General features: G+C 62.1%; 13 protein-coding genes, 1 rRNA gene, 1 pseudogene and 1 riboswitch. Of the genes and pseudogenes, 5 read left to right on the top strand and 10 right to left on the bottom strand.

The annotated features are described in order from the left end of the window. The first annotated feature begins 104 nt into the window (after positions 1-104). A 5S ribosomal RNA gene (gene rrf / locus C3B44_RS08420) occupies positions 105-222 on the top strand. 1,880 nt (positions 223-2,102) lie between these two features. Here rrf and C3B44_RS08415 read toward each other — a convergent pair. Continuing rightward, entirely contained in the window at positions 2,103-2,585 is a 483-nt protein-coding gene (locus tag C3B44_RS08415) for a sodium:solute symporter family transporter (RefSeq protein WP_242979239.1), read from the bottom strand. A 202-nt stretch (positions 2,586-2,787) separates the two neighbouring features. On the opposite strand from C3B44_RS08415, the gene C3B44_RS08410 reads away from it, so the two are divergent. After that, on the top strand, positions 2,788-3,546 hold the full coding sequence (locus C3B44_RS08410) for a FadR/GntR family transcriptional regulator (protein WP_108431987.1): 759 nt from the start codon (positions 2,788-2,790) through the stop codon (positions 3,544-3,546). Here C3B44_RS08410 and C3B44_RS08405 read toward each other — a convergent pair. The 3 genes from C3B44_RS08405 to C3B44_RS08395 all read right to left on the bottom strand — a co-directional run bounded on the left by C3B44_RS08405 (position 3,506) and on the right by C3B44_RS08395 (position 6,189). Continuing rightward, entirely contained in the window at positions 3,506-4,237 is a 732-nt protein-coding gene (locus C3B44_RS08405; protein ID WP_108431986.1) for an N-acetylmannosamine-6-phosphate 2-epimerase, read from the bottom strand. The genes C3B44_RS08410 and C3B44_RS08405 overlap by 41 nt on opposite strands. An 11-nt stretch (positions 4,238-4,248) precedes the next feature. Continuing rightward, the gene (locus C3B44_RS08400; RefSeq protein ID WP_108431985.1) at positions 4,249-4,986 is read right to left on the bottom strand and encodes an ROK family protein; all 738 of its coding nucleotides are present in this window, start codon (positions 4,984-4,986) and stop codon (positions 4,249-4,251) included. 237 nt (positions 4,987-5,223) lie between these two features. Then, on the bottom strand, positions 5,224-6,189 hold the full coding sequence (locus C3B44_RS08395) for a dihydrodipicolinate synthase family protein (RefSeq protein WP_108431984.1): 966 nt from the start codon (positions 6,187-6,189) through the stop codon (positions 5,224-5,226). Positions 6,190-6,325: 136 nt separating this feature from the next. Between C3B44_RS08395 and nagB the strand changes: the two genes are divergently transcribed. Then, on the top strand, positions 6,326-7,099 hold the full coding sequence (nagB, locus tag C3B44_RS08390) for a glucosamine-6-phosphate deaminase (RefSeq protein WP_108431983.1): 774 nt from the start codon (positions 6,326-6,328) through the stop codon (positions 7,097-7,099). A gap of 116 nt (positions 7,100-7,215) precedes the next feature. Here nagB and C3B44_RS08385 read toward each other — a convergent pair whose 3' ends face one another. Then, positions 7,216-8,460 carry an IS256 family transposase gene (locus C3B44_RS08385; protein WP_108430557.1) on the bottom strand — a complete coding sequence of 415 codons (1,245 nt, stop codon included), beginning with the start codon at positions 8,458-8,460 and terminating at the stop codon, positions 7,216-7,218. A gap of 251 nt (positions 8,461-8,711) precedes the next feature. Between C3B44_RS08385 and C3B44_RS08380 the strand changes: the two are divergent. Then, positions 8,712-9,954 (top strand): annotated as a pseudogene (locus C3B44_RS08380) (IS256 family transposase). Positions 9,955-10,120: 166 nt separating this feature from the next. Then, complete coding sequence (locus C3B44_RS08375; protein ID WP_158268633.1) at positions 10,121-10,996, top strand: SGNH/GDSL hydrolase family protein; 876 nt, start codon at positions 10,121-10,123, stop codon at positions 10,994-10,996. An 891-nt stretch (positions 10,997-11,887) separates the two neighbouring features. Here C3B44_RS08375 and C3B44_RS08365 read toward each other — a convergent pair. The 5 genes from C3B44_RS08365 to C3B44_RS08345 all read right to left on the bottom strand — a co-directional run bounded on the left by C3B44_RS08365 (position 11,888) and on the right by C3B44_RS08345 (position 17,240). Beyond that, complete coding sequence (locus C3B44_RS08365; RefSeq protein ID WP_235840410.1) at positions 11,888-12,673, bottom strand: 3-oxoacyl-ACP reductase; 786 nt, start codon at positions 12,671-12,673, stop codon at positions 11,888-11,890. Positions 12,674-12,707: 34 nt separating this feature from the next. Then, a riboswitch (TPP riboswitch) is annotated at positions 12,708-12,831 on the bottom strand. A gap of 24 nt (positions 12,832-12,855) precedes the next feature. Further along, entirely contained in the window at positions 12,856-13,503 is a 648-nt protein-coding gene (locus C3B44_RS08360; RefSeq protein WP_108431980.1) for a DUF3239 domain-containing protein, read from the bottom strand. Next, a complete protein-coding gene (locus C3B44_RS08355) occupies positions 13,500-15,152 on the bottom strand; it encodes a DNA repair helicase XPB (RefSeq protein WP_108431979.1) in 1,653 nt (550 codons plus the stop codon). The genes C3B44_RS08360 and C3B44_RS08355 overlap by 4 nt, the downstream gene beginning before the upstream one ends. 19 nt (positions 15,153-15,171) lie before the next feature. Further along, entirely contained in the window at positions 15,172-16,362 is a 1,191-nt protein-coding gene (locus C3B44_RS08350; protein ID WP_108431978.1) for an ABC transporter permease, read from the bottom strand. Next, the gene (locus C3B44_RS08345; protein ID WP_108431977.1) at positions 16,359-17,240 is read right to left on the bottom strand and encodes an ABC transporter ATP-binding protein; all 882 of its coding nucleotides are present in this window, start codon (positions 17,238-17,240) and stop codon (positions 16,359-16,361) included. Before C3B44_RS08345 ends, C3B44_RS08350 begins: the two co-directional genes overlap by 4 nt. Positions 17,241-17,260 lie beyond the last annotated feature (20 nt).

Raw genomic sequence — 17,260 nt, 5'->3', positions numbered from 1 at the left:
AGCAAGAAATACTAGTGAGATTGTTGTTGTTTGTGTCTGCTGTGCAGTGTCTGGCATGACACCGCCTGCCTTGTGGTGTGGGGTTTGTGTTGTCTTGTGGTTGTGTCGGTGGTTGATAGCGTCAGGGTCACGCCCGGTCCCATTTCGAACCCGGTAGCTAAGTCTGTGCGCGCTGATGGTACTGCACCTGGGAGGGTGTGGGAGAGTAGGTTGCCGCCGGCCACAATTGTGGTATGGATAAGTAAATGTGTGTGTGGTGGTCTGCCTGTGTACCTCTTGTTGGGGGTTGGGTGGGTCACCACACTCTTTTTTGTTTGTGTGTGGGGGTGTTTGGGGTTTTTAGGTGCGTGTGTAAGCCGGATTCTATGGGTTGCGGGGACCGCATAGGTGTACGGGATTTCTCTGGTGGAGGTGTGGAGTCGCTCTCTGGTTTTTACGCACGTTCGTAATTACAAATCAACAATCGCGGAGAACTTATAGGTGTACGAGACACACTGTCACGTGAGGCCTTGGTTTTTACGCGCGTGCGTAATCGGGAAGGGGTGAAACCCGGGGAATTCATAGGTGCGCGGGAAGGATTGTTACCTGAGGCCTTTGTTCATAACAGGCCCACCGCAGCGATCCTGCGAGCGGTGACAGCCCCAGGGGTACTATGCCGCCGCATAGTGCGGAGCGAGTTTTTACGCACGGGCGTGATCCGGATCCAATGGATCCAGGGGAACTCATAGGTACGCGGGACACACTGCCATCTGTGCCGTGCGGCGACTCTGGTACCGCCGCACGCGGGGTTTGCTGAGGATTGGTGAGTCTAGTGCGCCGCGCAGAGGCTGGGACGTGGCAGCCGGGGCGGATGGCTTTTACCAACTACCTGGAAACCGTTGCTTCCGTTTTGCCGGTGATACAGCTACCAACAAACCGCATCTCACAGCATTACGGTCCCCAAACCCAGCGGACTGCGTAGGAGAAATCAACTACCAGCAAGGAATTGATCTTGAACTGCCGAGTATGGTGATTGAATAGATAAATGTACCTAACCCTTATAGTGGCGTCATTTCTATTTTCTATTGATAGGATAAGGCTACCCGTTTAGACTGTAGGCGTTCAACTCGTGTCAGGATCGGCGGGCGGCTGGGCTGGAGGCGTCGTGGAAACAAGTAGAAAACCTTCCATTTTCCAGGACTCTAATTCCCCTGCTATTTATCGCAGTAACGGGCATTTTGCATCTGTTTGGATTCATTTCACTTTCCACGTTCTACTACATCGGTGGGGTTTATTTCCTGACCACGCTGATTCTTCTTGGTGTCGCACTGTGGTCAAGACGCTCCAGCTGGCCCCTCTGTCGCCAGACCGTGCCCGCTCATACTCCGAATCCGCAATAGGGGTTGCGGTTGATTCCGAGATCTTCGGCGAGTTTCTTCTTGAGGATATCGCAGTGTCCATACAGGACACTGCGTCCCGTTTGAACCTTACTGAGTAGTTCTTCTGCCCCGTGAGGTGAGGTTACCTCTCTCCTGCTAGTGTAGTGTCCTATAAATAGCTTTGTGGTGTGGTATGTTTAGTACATTTCTCATGCTGCTGCCGCGTTGCAGGTTACTGATGAACAACGCCGGGGATTAGAAGAGATCGCGTCATCCCCCTCACGCCCCTACCGGGATGTGGTGCGCGCCAAAGCCTTATTAGATACTTGCGATGGTATTGCCAACCTGGAGATTGCGCGTCGGCGTGAAGTCTCGGCGGTTACCGTCAGGGCGTGGCATCAACGCTTTAGTAAGCAAGGCCTTGCCGGTTTCGGGAACATAGCCCCAGGCAGGGGCCGTAAACCCACCTATAGCAATGACGATTACATCTCCATGCTGGAGATGGTGTTTAACTCCACCTCACCGAATGGTGATGCCCGCTGGAGCGTGCGCACCATGGCTAAGGCCTGTGGGATGGGTAAGTCAACGGTGGCGAAAATCTGGAAAGCCCTCGATATCACACCCCAGCGCACGGATACTTTTAAACTGTCCAATGACCCGCAGTTTAGCAAGAAGCTCGTCGATATCGTGGGGTTGTATCTTAACCCGCCGGAAAAGGCCGTGGTGTTGTGCGTGAATGAAAAATCATCCGAGGAAGGTGTAGATGATGCACAAGATGCCGACGCAGGCGGCCACGAGCACTGGGTTGATATCCACCACCGAGGTGATCGCGAGGGTGGGCAGGTAGGCCACGATGGCGATGCGCCCGAAGTGATAGAGCACGAAGAGTAAGGACCCGACCACGCGGAGGGCGACGCCGAAGCGTTCCTCGAGGTACTCATACGCGGTGGCCACGTTGAGTTTGCGGAAGAAGGGGACATAGTAGGCGGTCAGGATGGGCACGATGGCGAAGATCACCAGGTTACCGGCCGCATAAGCCCAGTCCGTGAGGAAGGCCTTCTCCGGGGTCGACATGTAGGTGATGGCGGACAGGGCGGTGGCGTAGATGCTGAAGCCCGCCGCCCACGCGGGGATGCGCCCGCCGGCTTTGAAGTAGTCGTCCTGGCTAGTGCCTGCGCGTCGGGCGAAGTATATGCCGACACCCAGCATGGCGAGTAGGTACACCACGAGAACTACCCAGTTAAGACGCCAAATCCATGATGCTGAATGGCCGTGGCTTTTTTAAGATTCGCTGAAGTGATGTAAGGAACGTTAATTGATAGTATGTGTCGCTCCTTTCGCCACTGATATTACATCTGATGTCTTACATTGGACAATTGTGGCGCAGGATAAGCTTTTCAAGGTAGTCTTAAGCCAAAAGGAGTGACACATGACAAAGCCAGTGATTCAGGGCAGGAGCACCCGGAAGAAGGGCTCGCAAACGGAACAGGCCGTCGAAGAGATTAAGGACTACATCCGCGTCCACCAGCTCGGCCCCGGCGATGCGCTGCCGACGGAGGCCACCCTCGTCGATGAATTAGGTTTTTCGCGTTCCACCATCCGCGAGGCGATCCGCATCCTGGGCACCCTCGACATCGTGGAGGTGCGCCACGGTTATGGCACCCGTATCGGCCAGATGTCGCTGCAGCCCATGCTCGACGGGCTGGTGTTTCGCACGATTAGCGAGGCCACGCAGTCCCACGAGCGGCTATTGCACGTGGTCGATACCCGCGAAGCCCTCGATATGTCCCTAGGCGCTGAGCTATGTGCTGCCGGCGACGCCGAGGCGCTCGCGCCCTTAAGGGAGCTGGTGGACGCCATGTACGAGGTTAGCCAGCGCGGCGAGAGCTTCTTATCGGAGGATCGCGAATTCCACCGCATGCTCGTCGGGCTGACGAGCAACCCTTTGATCTCCGAGCTCATCGGCGCTTTATGGCACGTGCATATGCAGGTCATCCCCGAGCTCAACCTCTCGGTGGCCACGGCCGACGACATCGAGGACACCGTCGCCGCGCACGCCGACATCCTCGATGCCATCGCCGACGGCGACGAAAACGCCTACCGTGACGCCGTGCGCCGGCACTACCTCCCGCTAAGGAGTATGCTCGTTAAGGCTGAGCAGGCTGACCAGACTGAAAACGACGCGTAATCCAGCCCGGATCCGTAATGGCGGTGCCGGCGATGATGGCGTCGGCACCAGCGTCGAAACCCGCCGCGACCGCCTCCGGGGAGTGGAACCGCCCTTCGCCGATGAGGAATGCTGACTCTCCGATCGCCTGACGGGCCTCGCGGATGCACTCGAGATCAGGTCCCTCCGTCGCGGCGCGCGCTTCGGTGTAGCCGGCCAGGGTGGTGGACATGAGATCGACACCGGCGGTGTGCGCGCGGGCCACATCCTCCGGGGTGGCGCAATCGGCCATGAGCAGTGCGCCTTCGTCGTGGGCGGCGGCGACGAGATCTTCCAGCGTCGAGCCGTCCGGGCGCGGCCGGCCCGTGGCATCGGCGCAGACCACGGCGGCGCCGGCCGTCGCCACCTGGCGTACCGAATCCACGGTGGGGGTGATGTAGGCGCCGGTGTCGCCTTCTTTGGTCAAGCCGAACACGGGCACATCGACGGCGGAGGCGATCGACGAGATGTCGGCGATCCCGCTATAACCGCCGCAGCGAATCGCGGGGCTACCGGCCTGGGCGCAGGCTAAGGCTACATGCGTCAGCGTCTGGGTATCGCGCATGGCATGGCCGGTGGGCGCCTGCGCGGAGACTATGAGCTTGCCGCGGGTGAGCTCGAAGAGCTCCGCGCGTTGGGCATCGGGCGAGGAGGAAGAAAAACGGAAAGGCATGGTGGTCGTCCTTACTCGGCGTGGTGGACAGCGTACAGGGCCGCCGCCAGGATGGGGGCGGGGTGCGGCAGGCTCGTGAAGTAGCAATCGACGCGCGCCTTCGTCGCATGCAGCCATTCCTCGAGGCCCGCACGCAGGGCTCGCGTGACGACGGGGCCGATCCCCGTCACCCCGCCGCCGAAAACAATCGCGCCGATGTCGGCGGCGTGGGCCAGACCGGCCAGCGCGGCACCGAAGCCGCGCAGGTTGCCGGCGATGATCTCCGAGGCGAGCTCGTCGCCCGCCTCGCTGCGGCGCAGCACCTCGGCGAGATCGACGTCTCCTTCACGACGCTCCCGCCAGCCAATCGGGCCGCTGAGCTCCGGGTTAAGGTGCAGCTCGTTGTAGTAGCGGGCCAGCGACTCCCCGCTGGCGATGTTCTCGGCGCGATCGGCGATCCCGCGGAAGTCGCAGGCCATGAGCTCGGCGATCTCGCCGGCGCGCAGACGCGGGCTGCGCAGAAGCTGGCCCTGGTCGATGATGGCGCCGCCCGCGCCAGTGCCGAGGGCGACGTAGAGGACGCGCTCGTCGGCAAGCTTCTCGCCAAAAATCAGGTGGTGCTCGCCGTAGGCCCAGGTGCGCACATCGTTGTGGATCGCGACGGGTGTACCCGGGGCGACCTCGCGCATGAGCGCGCCGAGGTCGGTGCCCGCCCACCCGGGGATCGTGGGGCTGGCATCGACGATGGTGCCGCTGGCGGGATCGACCACCCCCCGGGGAGCCCACGCCGATCCGGGCGATGGTGACGGAGTTGTCGCTGGCGAGCGCGTGCGCGCGTTCTAAGGCTTCTTTCAAGTTGTGGGCGACCTGCTGCGCGGCGTTGCCGTCACCGCCGCGCGAGGGAAGCTGATCCCAGGCGATCACCTCGCGGGGCGAGGCGGGATCGACAAGGCCATAGGCGATCTTGGTGCCGCCGACGTCAATGCCGAGGGTGACCTCACGCGTGCTCATGAGCGCGGCTCCTGGATGTCGGCGGCGTCGACGATCGCGTGGATGCGGGCACGCTCGGCGTCGTTGAGCGGTTCGTGCGGGGCGGCCATGCGTGCCGACGGGAAGATCCCCAGATGCGCCAGCGCCTCCTTGAACGCGCCGAGACCCGCGGAAGATCCACCCATGCGCGCCGGGTCACCGACGGCGACGATCTCGAAGAGGTCGATGATGTGCTCCTGGAGCTGTGCGGCCTCGTGGTAGCGGCCCTCGTGCAGCAGGTGATGCAGCTGGACGTAGGAGAGCGGATCGACGTTGCCCAAGCCCGGGACCACGCCATCCGCGCCGGCAAGGTAGGCGAAATCGACGGTCGTTTCCGAGCCGGTGAAAATCGCGAACTGCTCCGGGGTCAGGCCAGCGTGGCGGCGCGCCAGGATGACCGAGCGGGTGTAGGAATCCGACCCGCCGGAGTCCTTGATGCCGGCGAGAACGCCTTCTTGGGCCAGCTGGATCAGCAGCGGAATATCCAGCGTGACGTGGACGGAGACCGGGATGTTGTAGGCGATCAGCGGCACCTGTGGGGCGGCCTCGTGCAGGAGGCGGAAGTGGCGAGCGATCTCGTTAGGATGGGTGCGCACGTAGAAAGGCGCGGTGGCCACGAGCGCGGTGGCGCCGTTTGTGAGGGCGTCGTCGACGTGCTGGAGAACGCGCGGGGTGGTCATATCGATGACGCCCGCGATCACGGGCAGGTCAGCTTGGCGATCGCGCACCGCTTGAGCGACGGTGTGCACCACGACCTGGCGCTGTTCCCGGGTCAAAAACGCGGCCTCGGCGGAGGAACCCAGGACGAAGAGGCCGTGGACGCCGGCGTCGATAAGCCGGGTGGCCTGGCGGTGTAGGGCGTCGGTATCGATCTGGAAGTCTTCGGTGAAAGGGGTGACGAGCGGAGGAACCACCCCGCTGATAGGTGCGGACATGCCGGCCATCCTCTCAGGCTTTCAGGCCCGTTGGGAACACAAATAGTCGTAAGACATCATACGACCTATCATGCCGGTACGAAAGCATCATCACCGCCCGCTGCCCCCGCCAGCACCTTGGCATCAGAACCAGAAAAGAGTTCTCATGGACATCCTCGTCAGGACCGACGCCTCCGCCGTAGCCACCACCGCGGCCGACATCCTCGCCCGCTACGCGCGTGCACACGCCACCATCGGCGTGGCGACCGGATCCACCCCGCTGGCCACCTACCGCGAACTCATCCGCCGCCACCAGGCCGGCGAACTCAGCTTCGCCGGCTGCCGCATGTTTGCGCTCGACGAATACGTCGGCCTCGACTACTCGCACCCGGAGAGCTACCACGCGGTCATCCACCGAGAACTTACTGACCAGCTCGACATCGATCCCGCAAACGTGCACGTTCCCGACGCCGCCGCCGATAACCTGCAGCAGGCCTGCCGCGATTATGAAGCCGCGATCGAGGACGCCGGCGGGATCGACATCCAGCTGCTCGGCATCGGCGGCAACGGGCACATCGGGTTCAACGAGCCCGGAAGCTCCTTCGACTCGCTGACCCGGCTCAAGACCCTGCATCCGGCCACGGTGCGCGACAACGCCCGCTTCTTCGACTCGCCCGACGACGTGCCAGTGCACGTGCTCACCCAAGGGCTCGGCACGATCCGGCGCGCTGGGCATCTCTTGCTGCTGGCGACGGGTCAGGCCAAGGCCGACGCGATCGCCGCCGCGCTCGAAGGTCCGCTCAGTGCGTCGGTTCCGGCCTCTCTGGTGCAGTTGCATCGGCGGGCGACCATCGTGGTGGACGAAGCGGCCGCTTCGGGATTGAAGAACGTCGAGTATTACCGGTTCGTGGATGAGAACCGGCCTGAGTGGCAGCAGTAAGTGTGTTTTGGGGTCGGGGCGGTCAAGTCCGCGGGAGTGGTGTATCTGTCCTTCCTGAATCATTGGAATCTAGTGGAGGGGGTGTCGGGGACCGGCGCGGGCTGGGTTGCTGTGCATTAGGCCGCTCCCTCGGTCGTGACGGTGTTGCTCGCGTCGACGGTGTTGGCGACGATAAGCTTTCGGGTTTGTTCCAGGCTTGCCAGTGACATGTAGCGCTTTTGTTGAATCCAATCATCATGCTGCTCGGCGAGCACTGCCCCGACGAGTCGTACTACCGCGGCCCGATTGGGGAAGATGCCGACAACGTCAGTACGCCGGCGGATTTCCCGGTTGAGTCGTTCCGTCGGGTTATTCGACCACACCTTCGTCCACACAGCTTTCGGCGTGTTCGTGAACGCTAAGATCTCATCCAACGACTCTTCCACGTATCCGGCTACTTCTGGGAAACGCTGGTGACAGAACTCTACTACTTCCCGGGCTTGGTCCCACGTGGACCTGGCGTCGGCTTGCTGAAAAATGGAATGAAACATCCCCGACAACGTCGTCCACCCGCGCTTGGAAACTTTCGAGGAAAGGTTCTTGGCAAAATGCGTTCGGCACCGCTGCCAACCGGCAGTAGGAAGAACTTGGCCGACAGCGGCCTGGATACCCAGGTGGGCATCACTAGTGACGAGGTAGACTTCACCAAGTCCGCGGGCTTTTAAGTCCTGGAAGAACCCGGTCCAAGATTCCACGGACTCTGATGTTGCTACTTGCATGCCCAAAAGCTCCCGGTAGCCGTCGTTATTGACACCGGTGGCAATAAGCACGCTGGTCGTGACTACCCGTCCGCCTTCACGAACTTTCATGGTCACCGCATCACAGGACAGGTAGTAGTACGGGCCCTGATCAAGCGGGCGGGTTCGAAACTCCTCGACCATGATGTCGAGTTCTTTGGCCATGTCAGAGACCTGGGACTTCGACAGGTTGGTGATCCCCAGTGTTGCGACCAGGTCGTTCATCCTGCGGGTGGAGACACCCTTTAAGTAGCAGGTGGCGATCACTGTGGTCAGGGCCCGTTCGGTTCTGCTGCGTCGTTCCACAAGCCAATCAGGAAAGAAGCTCCCGGTGCGTAGTTTTGGGATAGCGACGTCAATGGAGCCGACACGGGTGTCGAGTTGGCGGTGACGGTAGCCATTGCGGGTGTTGGTGCGCTGCGGAGAAACAGTGGCGTAGTCAGCACCGCAGACGCTGTCGGCCTGAGCCGAGAGGATTTGGTTGATGAAGTCCGAGAGCATTTGGCGCATCAAATCTGGGGACGCTTGAGTCAGTAGCTCTTCGAGATACGCGGTCGGATCGATATGATGAGGGTCAGCGGCCATCGCAGGGTACTTCCTTTCGAGGATAGGTAGAAGTTGATTCGAAAGGTACCCGCGATGGTCGCCTTCATGCACACCGGCACAAGACTTACCGCGGGCTACAGATACACCACGCTAACGGACGCAACCAGTTACGGTTGCGTCCGTTAGCGTGGTGTATCTGTAACTGCCGGTGAGGACCCCATGGAAGATGTGGGCGGCCACCGCAGTACCTTTCGAATCCGTAACCACACTTCCTCGAAAGGGACACCACGATGGCCGCTGGCTTCCATTCTATCGACCCGACTACCTACCTCGACGAACTACTGGCCCAAGCCTCCCCGGACCTAATGCGCGAGATGCTCCAAGGTTTATCAACCAGATCCTTTTCGACCCAGGCCGACTAAGTCTGCGGCGCCGAGGACGCCACCGTCAGTGACAACCGCACCAACGTCCGAAACGGCTACCGCCACCGCGACCTCGACACCAGAGTCGGCACCGTCGACGTCGTCGTGCCCAAACTCAGAACCGGCTCGTTCTTCCCGGACTGGCTGCTTAAACGGCGCACCCGCACCGAACGGGCCTTGACCACCGTGATCGCCACCTGCTACCTCAAGGGTATCTCCACCCGCAGGATGAACGACCTGGTCGCCAGCCTGGAGATCAACAACCTGTCGAAGTCTCAGGTCTTAAGAGATGGCCAAAGATCTTGATCAGATGGTGGAGGACTTCCGCACCCGACCCCTGGATACCGTCCCCTACCTGTATGTTTCCTGTGACGCGTTGACGATGAAGGTCCGTGAAGGCGGACGGGTGGTCAAGACTTCCGTGCTGCTGGCCACCGGCGTCCATGCCGAAGGGTATCGGGAGTTGTTGGGCATGCAGGTCGCCACATCCGAGTCTGTGGCCTCGTGGACCGGCTTTCTTTCGCGATCTCAAGGCCCGCGGCTTAAACGAGGTGTACCTGGTCACCAGCGACGCACACCTGGGTATCCAGCACGCCATCGGCGAGGTGCTGCCGAACGCGTCCTGGCAACGGTGTCGCACGCATTGCGCGAAGAACCTCTCCGGAGTGGTGCCCAAAAGCCAATGGCCGACCTTGTCGGCGATGTTCCACACGATCTTCCAGCAACCCGATGCCCAGGCTGTATGGGATCAGGCCCGGGACGTAGTGACTTTCTGTGAGCAGAAGTTCCCTCATGTCGCGCACTCACCTCGAAGAAGCGCTCGACGAGCTGCTGGCGTTTACGAACACGCCGAGGACGGTGTGGACGAAGGTGTGGTCGAACAACCCCACCGAGCGGCTGAACCGGGAGATCTGCCGGCGCACCGATGTGGTGGGGATCTTCCCCAACCGCGACGCGGTGATCCGCCTGGTTGGTGCCGTGTTGGCAAAGCAGCATGATGAGAAGGATCCAGCAGAAGCGCTACATGTCGTTGACGAGCCTGGAGCAGACGAAGACCATGATGGCTGCCCACCACATCGATGCCGGCGACATTGTTCAGGAGGTTGCATGAGCCAGTCGCACCATCGGGCTCGTGCCGGTCCCTGAGATCGTCATGCTGCTTGTTTTATCGAAAGGCAGATACACCACTCGCGTGGACTTGACCTTTGGATTAATTCTTTCCTAGTATAAAGTGCCCAATATATTAACCTTCAAGCATGGAAAGAGGCCTGACTACTGTGCCCCTCAAGACGAAGATTGCCGCGATGGCCACGGCATTGACAGCTGCCTTCACCGGTGTTGGTATGTCCACCACCGCTGAGGCGGCAGAGAACGGAAACGTCGTCGTTGTCGGTGATTCCTTCACCGCCAACCCCGACGAGGTGCGTAACGCTGTTCGCGGATCGGCGCTGGTCCAATCCAGTAGTGTGACGAACGCATGGATCAACAACTACCCGCAAAACGGCGGGTGCCTGCAGGCGCCGGACAACTGGCCGCGTCTGTTGAGCCAGAACACGGGCGTGCCGGTGTCGGACTGGTCGTGCACCGCCCAAACCTCGCTTGGTGCCGTAAACCGTATCGACCAGGCCATCAAGGCTGGTGACATTCACCCCGGTACCCGCGCTGTGGTTGCGGCTGTGGGCATGAACGATTTCGGGCCGTTCGGAATTCTGGACGGGAACATTCCTTTCGATCTCAACGGAATTCACTACAATCTGAAGGACAACATCCGGACCATTGCGGATAAGGTCCGTGCCATTGCCCCGAACGCAAAGATCATCATTCCGGGGCAGCTGTCGATTTCGACCGCGAACTTCCCACACGCTATCTGCCCCATCAACGTCATTCCGAACCAGCCGGCGGGCCTTCCGGGCAACACTGTGCATTTTGTGGAGGAGCAAAACCGCCACAACCAGTACTGGGCGGCTCAGGGCGCGGGGGCTACGTTCATCGACATCATGGAATCCTCCAAGTACCACGACACCTGTGCCAGCGACCAGGAACGCTACGTAGCGGGTGCGATTGATACGACCACCCCGGGCCGGAACATGGGCCTGCACCCCTCCCGCGCTGGTTCCGAGCACATCGCTCAGCGCGTCGCCGAACATCTGTAATGGCGTAAGACAAGAGGTTTCATAATGTTTCGTCGAATTTTTGCTGGTCTCGCCGTGGCTGTAGGCCTCCTTGGGGGGCGTCGGTGCGGCACACGCCCAGTCGTCCCTTCCTGACCTAGGGATTCGCTGTACTCCCGTTGTGAATGTGGCTGTTCCCGGCGGGGGTCAGTCCTTGAACGTGTTAGGAAATAACCCGGAAATACCCTCGCCGTCGTACACCTCGCAGGTAGCGCGGGAGCTTAGTGCTCGGGGGATTTCCACCGTGAGGTCCCACTACTCCTCTATTCCGTTCGTGGGAATCCCTTACCTGGCGGCACAGCAGCAGGGCGTTGACAATCTTAACGCCACGCTGTCCCGCGTGGCTCGTGAGTGCCCCGCCTCGGATATCACGTTGACTGGGTACCCCTTGGGCGCGGATATTGCTGGCTAGGTAGCAGCGTCGATTGGGCACGGCCATGGGCCGATAACAGCGGAGAAGCTGCGCGCTGTGGGCCTGATTTCTAATCCTCATGCCGGCCCGGCCTCAGGAGTTAAAGCGGGGGCGGCACCACGAGACATTGGTGTTCTTGGATCGATGGCCTCCTATGGGGCTGTTGGGGATCGAGTCATGGACGTGTGTAATGCGGGCGACCTCGTGTGCGACTCGGACTCGATTCCTGGCTTGAGGGACCACGTATCTTCGCTTGTCGCGTCGTCTCTTTTCACTGGCCCTCACCCCGCATCGCCGCAAGATATGGGATTTGTCGCCACGCGTTTGCTCCCCGGTTTGTATGGGGCTGCGAAGCACATGGGGAGCTATGCTGGAAACGTCTCGGAAGTGGCGGCGTTCTTGGCTAGTTAATCCAGCAAGGGGCGTGAAAGGCGGCCAAAACCCACCATCCTCTAGGCCGCCTAATCCTTCACCAACCCGCCGTCGACAACTAAGTTTTGGCCGGTGACCGCCCGCGCCCACGGGGAGGCGAAGAACAAGATAGCGTCAGCGAATTCTTCCGGGGTGGTCACCGACTGTAGTGGGGTGGTCTCCGCGATCGCGTCGAAGACCGCCTCCGGCGTCGCGGCGCTAGCGTCCGTGGTGCGCAAGAGCCCGCCGCTGACCATGTTCACGGTGATGCCCTTGGGGCCCAGGTCGGCGGCGAAGGTGCGGGTCAGAGACAGCAGAGCCGCCTTCGCGGCGGTGTAGTCGTGGTAGGGGACCACTGGGTTTTGGAACAGGTTCGTGCCCACGTTGATCACGCGCCCCCACTCGGCTCGCTCGAAGCCCGGTAGTGCCGCCTGCGTGGTATTCAGCGCGCCCTGCACGGCGCTGGCGAACTGCGCCTGGAAGTTCTCGTAGCTGATGTCTTCCGCCTTGGGGCGGGCGTCGCCGTTGAAGGAGAAGTCCGTCAGGGCGTTGTTCACCACGGTGGTTATGGGTGCCCCGAAGACTGACTCGGCGGTTGCGAAGAGTTCTTCGATTTCTTGGCGTTCGCGTACGTCGGCACGTACCGCGCAGGCGCGCTCGCCGTGTGAGGCGGCAATGTCCTTGGCGGCCTCGGCGCTGGTGAAATAGTTGATCACCACGCGGGCGCCCTCTTTCAAAAAAGCCTCGGTGATTGAGCGGCCTAAGCCGCGGGCGCCGCCGGTGACGAGGACGATCTGGTCGGAAAGTGCTGTGCTTTTAGTGCTCTCAGTACTCACAATGCTCCTTGCTGGGAAAGGCCAGCGAAAAGAGTGAGCTCGATGAGACCAGTCCCTTCGCCGGCGTGATCCGGATCAGGTTCTAAGGGTCACCACATCTGCCTTGAGGCACTAGCGGTATCTCAGCCCCTTGGCTTGGGGCACCCCTCGGTATGTTTCCCGACGCTAACAGAAACCCAGCGTTAGAGCACCAAAAGATCCTGTGAGGTGGCCTTGACGTCGTTGAGTTTGTCGCGGTTGCGATCCAGCCGGTTCCACTGCTCCTGCGGGATGGAGCGGCGGGCTTCCTTCACGATGTCCTGATCGGGCGTGCCCCATGCAATCGGCATGGGGGTGATTTGCTGCCAGTGGTCGCGATCGTGGGTGGTGCGCCGGCCGAGGACCGCGGCAGAAGGGATCTTCATGCCGATCTTCGGCGTCTTGATCCCAGGTACGGCCGTGACCGTGCGCAGCGCGAGACCCCAGCGCGGCGGCAGGGAAGGATCGACGTTCGTGTTCACCAGTGCCATGAGCACGAAGTCACGCTCGTTGACCTCCGCGATCACCGAGGGCACGAGTGGGTAGCGGTCGTATAGGGGCTGGATCTTGTTGTACTTGCGCGCCACGGTGATGCCGACGATCGCGAACACGATGCCCATCGCGATCGCGACGATGAGGATCATCAACGCCCACACCGCCTGATCGGCAATAAAGAAGTAGAACAGCAGCGCCAGGATGATCACGATGGCCCCGAGCAGGATGCCGCCGGCGCGTACCCGGCGGGTGTCGCGGATCATCTCGTTGTGCTTGCGTGCGAACGGTTCGTCGACCTCGAACTTGAAGACCTTCACCCGTCCAACGATACCGAATCGACAATCCGGTAAGCATACCCCTGTTCGGCGAGGAAGCGCTGCCGGTTGAGGGCGTATTCGGCATCGAGCGAGTCCCGGCTGACCACGGTGTAGAAGTGCGCCTCCGCCCCGGAGGACTTCGGTCGGAGCAGTCGCCCCAGCCGCTGGGCCTCCTCCTGCCGGGAGCCGAACGTGCCGGAGACCTGGATGGCGACGGCCGCCGCGGGCAGGTCGATGGAGAAGTTCGCCACCTTGGAGACCACCAGCACCGAGACCTCCCCGGCCCGGAAGGCCGCGAACGCCTCTTCGCGTTTGGCATTCGTGGTGTGGCCGTCGATGAGCGGGGCGTCGATACGCTCGGCGATGGCCTCCAGCTGCTCGATATAGGCGCCGATGATCAGCGTCGGCTGGCCGCGGTGCTGCTCCAGGAGCTTATCGACGACCCGCAGCTTCGCCGTCGACGTCGCCGCGACGCGGTACCGGTCGCGGGTTTCGGCGGTGGCGTAGACCATGCGCTCGGCATCTGTCATGGTGGTGCGGATCTCGGTGCACTCGGCGGTGGCGATGAAGCCGGCGAGCTCGAGTTCCTTCCACGGGGCGTCGTAACGCTTCGGGCCGATCAGGGAGAAGACGTCGTCTTCGCGCCCGTCCTCGCGCACGAGTGTGGCGGTCAAGCCGAGGCGGCGGCGCGACTGTAAGTCGGAGGTCATGCGGAAGACGGGGGCGGGCAAGAGGTGGACCTCGTCGTAGATGATGAGGCCCCAGTCGCGGGAGTCGAAAAGCTCGAGGGCCCGGTATTCGCCCTTCGTCTTGCGGGTGACCACCTGGTAGGTGGCGATGGTGACCGGCTTGATCTCCTTCTTCTCGCCGGAGTATTCGCCGATCTCGTCGGGGGTCAAGGTGGTGCGGCGCAACAGCTCGTCGCGCCACTGGCGCCCGGCGACGGTGTTGGTCACCAGGATCAAGGTGGTGGCCTGGGCCCGGGCCATGGAGGCGGCGCCGACGATCGTTTTCCCCGCCCCGCAGGGAAGCACCACGATGCCGGAGCCGCCCGAGAAGAAGGACTCGGTGGCATATTCCTGGTAGTCACGCAGCTGCCAGTCGACGTGTTCGGTGGATAAGGCGATCGGGTGGGACTCGCCGTCGACGTAGCCGGCGAGATCCTCGGCCGGCCAGGAGACCTTGGTCAGCTCCTGTTTCAGGCGGCCCCGCTCGGAGGGGTAGACGACGATGGTGGTGTCGTCGATACGCTCTCCTAACATCGGCCGGATCTTTTTGTGGCGGATGAGTTCCTCGAGGATCGGCTTCTCGTCGGCCTCCAGGATGAGCCCGTGGGCGGGGTGTTTCTGGATGCGGACCCGGCCGTAGCGGCTCATGGTCTCGGCGACGTCGATGAGCAGCGACTGCGGCACCGGGAACTTCGAGTAGGTCTCTAAGACGTCGACGGCCTGCTCCGCGTCGTGGCCGGCGGCGCGTGCGTTCCACAGTGCCAACGGGGTCACGCGGTAGGTGTGGATGTGCTCGGGGGCGCGCTCCAGCTCCGCGAAGGGAGCGAGCGCGGCCCGGGCCTCGGCGGCCTGGGGGTGGCCGACTTCGAGGAGCACGGTTTTGTCGGACTGGACGATCAGGGGGCCGTCGCCAAGTGTCATAGACGACCAGCCTATACCCTTAGGCCGGGGTGGCGCGCACTGCCTTCAGCCAGCTCATCTTCTGGCCGTTGTTGAGGATCGCGGCCCGGTAGATGCGGGCGACCAGCCAGATCGCGGCGAGGGTGACCACCACCATGATCGCGAAGGAGCCTAAGACCTCCCACAGGCTCATGTTGCCGGCGGCGTACTGCAGCGGGGCGGTCATCGTGGAAATCGGCGGCACCCAGCCCATGACCTGCATCCACGTGGCATCCAGCTGCGACCAGCCGAACAGCGGCACGTACATGGTGGTGAACACCAGGATCATGATCGGGCCCTGGGTCGACTGCAGATCCTCGGTGCGCTGGACCATCGCGCCGGCCGCCGCGTAGAGGGAGCCGAAGAAGATCAGGCCGATGAGGAAGCCGAGTAGCATCAGCGGTAGGACGGTCCAGTCGAATTCGAAGCCTTCGAGAAGCCCGGAGATCATCAGCGCGCCCACCGCCAAGAACACGATGATGAGAGTCCAGACCAAACCGAAGATGACGTTGCCGAGGATCTTGCCGGTGAGGAAGTCCATCGGACGCACGGAGGCCAGGATGAGCTCCACCACGCGGGAGGATTTTTCCTCCGTGACGCGGGAGCCGATGTTCGCGGCGAACAAGATGATCGCGAAGAGCATGACGAAGATGCCGGCCAGACTGACGAGCAGCGTAAAGAAGGTCGAGGGGTTCATCTCCTCGTCTTCGTCGCCGGAGACGTCGACCGGGGTGACGGTGGTATCGCCGACCTCGGCGGCGTATTGCGCGGGATCGATACCTAAAGCGCCGAGCGCGCGTTGGGTTTCGAAACTCTGCACGGCCGCGCCGATGGCCTCAACGATGCTGGTGGACGGGGAGCCGTCGGAAAACAACTCCCACCCGCTATCGCCGCCGATGAGTGCGGCCTCGGCATCGCCTTCGGCGACAGCCTGCGTGCCGGCACCGCGGTCAGCGACCTCGATGACCTCGTAGTCCATGCCCTCGAGTACGGCCGGCTCGGTGGTGGCGACGGCCGGGGGCTCGCCGGCGGCCTCCTCGTCGCGGTCGACGAAGTAGGCGGCGGCGAAGATGCCGCCGAGCACCAAGATGAGCGTGAGCGCCATCGAGATCATGATGCCGCGGTTTTTCACACCGACCTGGATCTCCCGCTTGGCGACGGTCGTGATGGCGTATCCAGACGAATAACTCATGACGAGACCACCTCTCGGAACAGATCAGTCAGGTGCGGGACCAGGCGGGTAAAAGAGTGCACCGGGCCGGCGGCCAGGGCGGCGTGCAGGATCTCCTGGTCCCGTTCGGTGGAATCGGCCTCGACGACGATGCGCCCGGGCTCCTGACTGACGATGCGGGTGCTCTCCGGAAGCTGGAAGGGGTTCGCGGTCTCGACGGAGTAGCGGATCGGGCCGTTTTGGCGCAGCTCGTCGACGCTGCCCTCGGCGACCATGCGGCCTTTGGCGATGATGCCCACCCGGTCGCAGAGGCGCTGCACCAGATCCAGCTGGTGGGAGCTGAAAATCACGGGTACGCCGGCGCGGGCGCGCTCGGTGAGCATCTGGCTCATAACCTCGACCGCCACCGGGTCCAGGCCCGAGAAGGGTTCATCCAAAATGAGCAGGTCGGGGTCGTGGACGAGCGAGGCCGCCAGCTGCACGCGCTGCTGGTTGCCGAGGGAGAGACCATCCAGCTTGTCGCCGATACGCTCGCCGAGGCCGAGGCGCTCGAGGAGGTTCTCGGCGTTGGTGCGCGCCGCCTCAGCCGACATGCCGTGCAGGCGGCCGAGGAAGGTGAGCTGATCGCCGATCTTTTCCTTCCCGTAAAGGCCGCGTTCTTCGGGCATGTAGCCGATGCGACGGCGGATGTCGTCGTCGAGCGGGTGCTCGCCGAAGCTCACCTTCCCGCTATCGGCCGAGAGCACGCCGAGCGCGATACGCATCGTGGTCGACTTGCCGGCGCCATTCGAGCCGACGAAGCCATAAATTTCTCCCTCGCGCACGCTAAACGTCATGTTGTCGAGGACGTGGTGATCGCCGTAGGACTTGTTCAGATTCTCGATATGTAGGTCGGGCACGTCCGTTTAGGCCCCCTTCG

The organism is Corynebacterium yudongzhengii (genome assembly GCF_003065405.1).
Taxonomy (GTDB): domain Bacteria; phylum Actinomycetota; class Actinomycetes; order Mycobacteriales; family Mycobacteriaceae; genus Corynebacterium; species Corynebacterium yudongzhengii.
The sequence above is the reverse complement of the archived record's forward strand: the minus strand, read 5'-3'. Positions and strand labels throughout refer to the sequence as shown.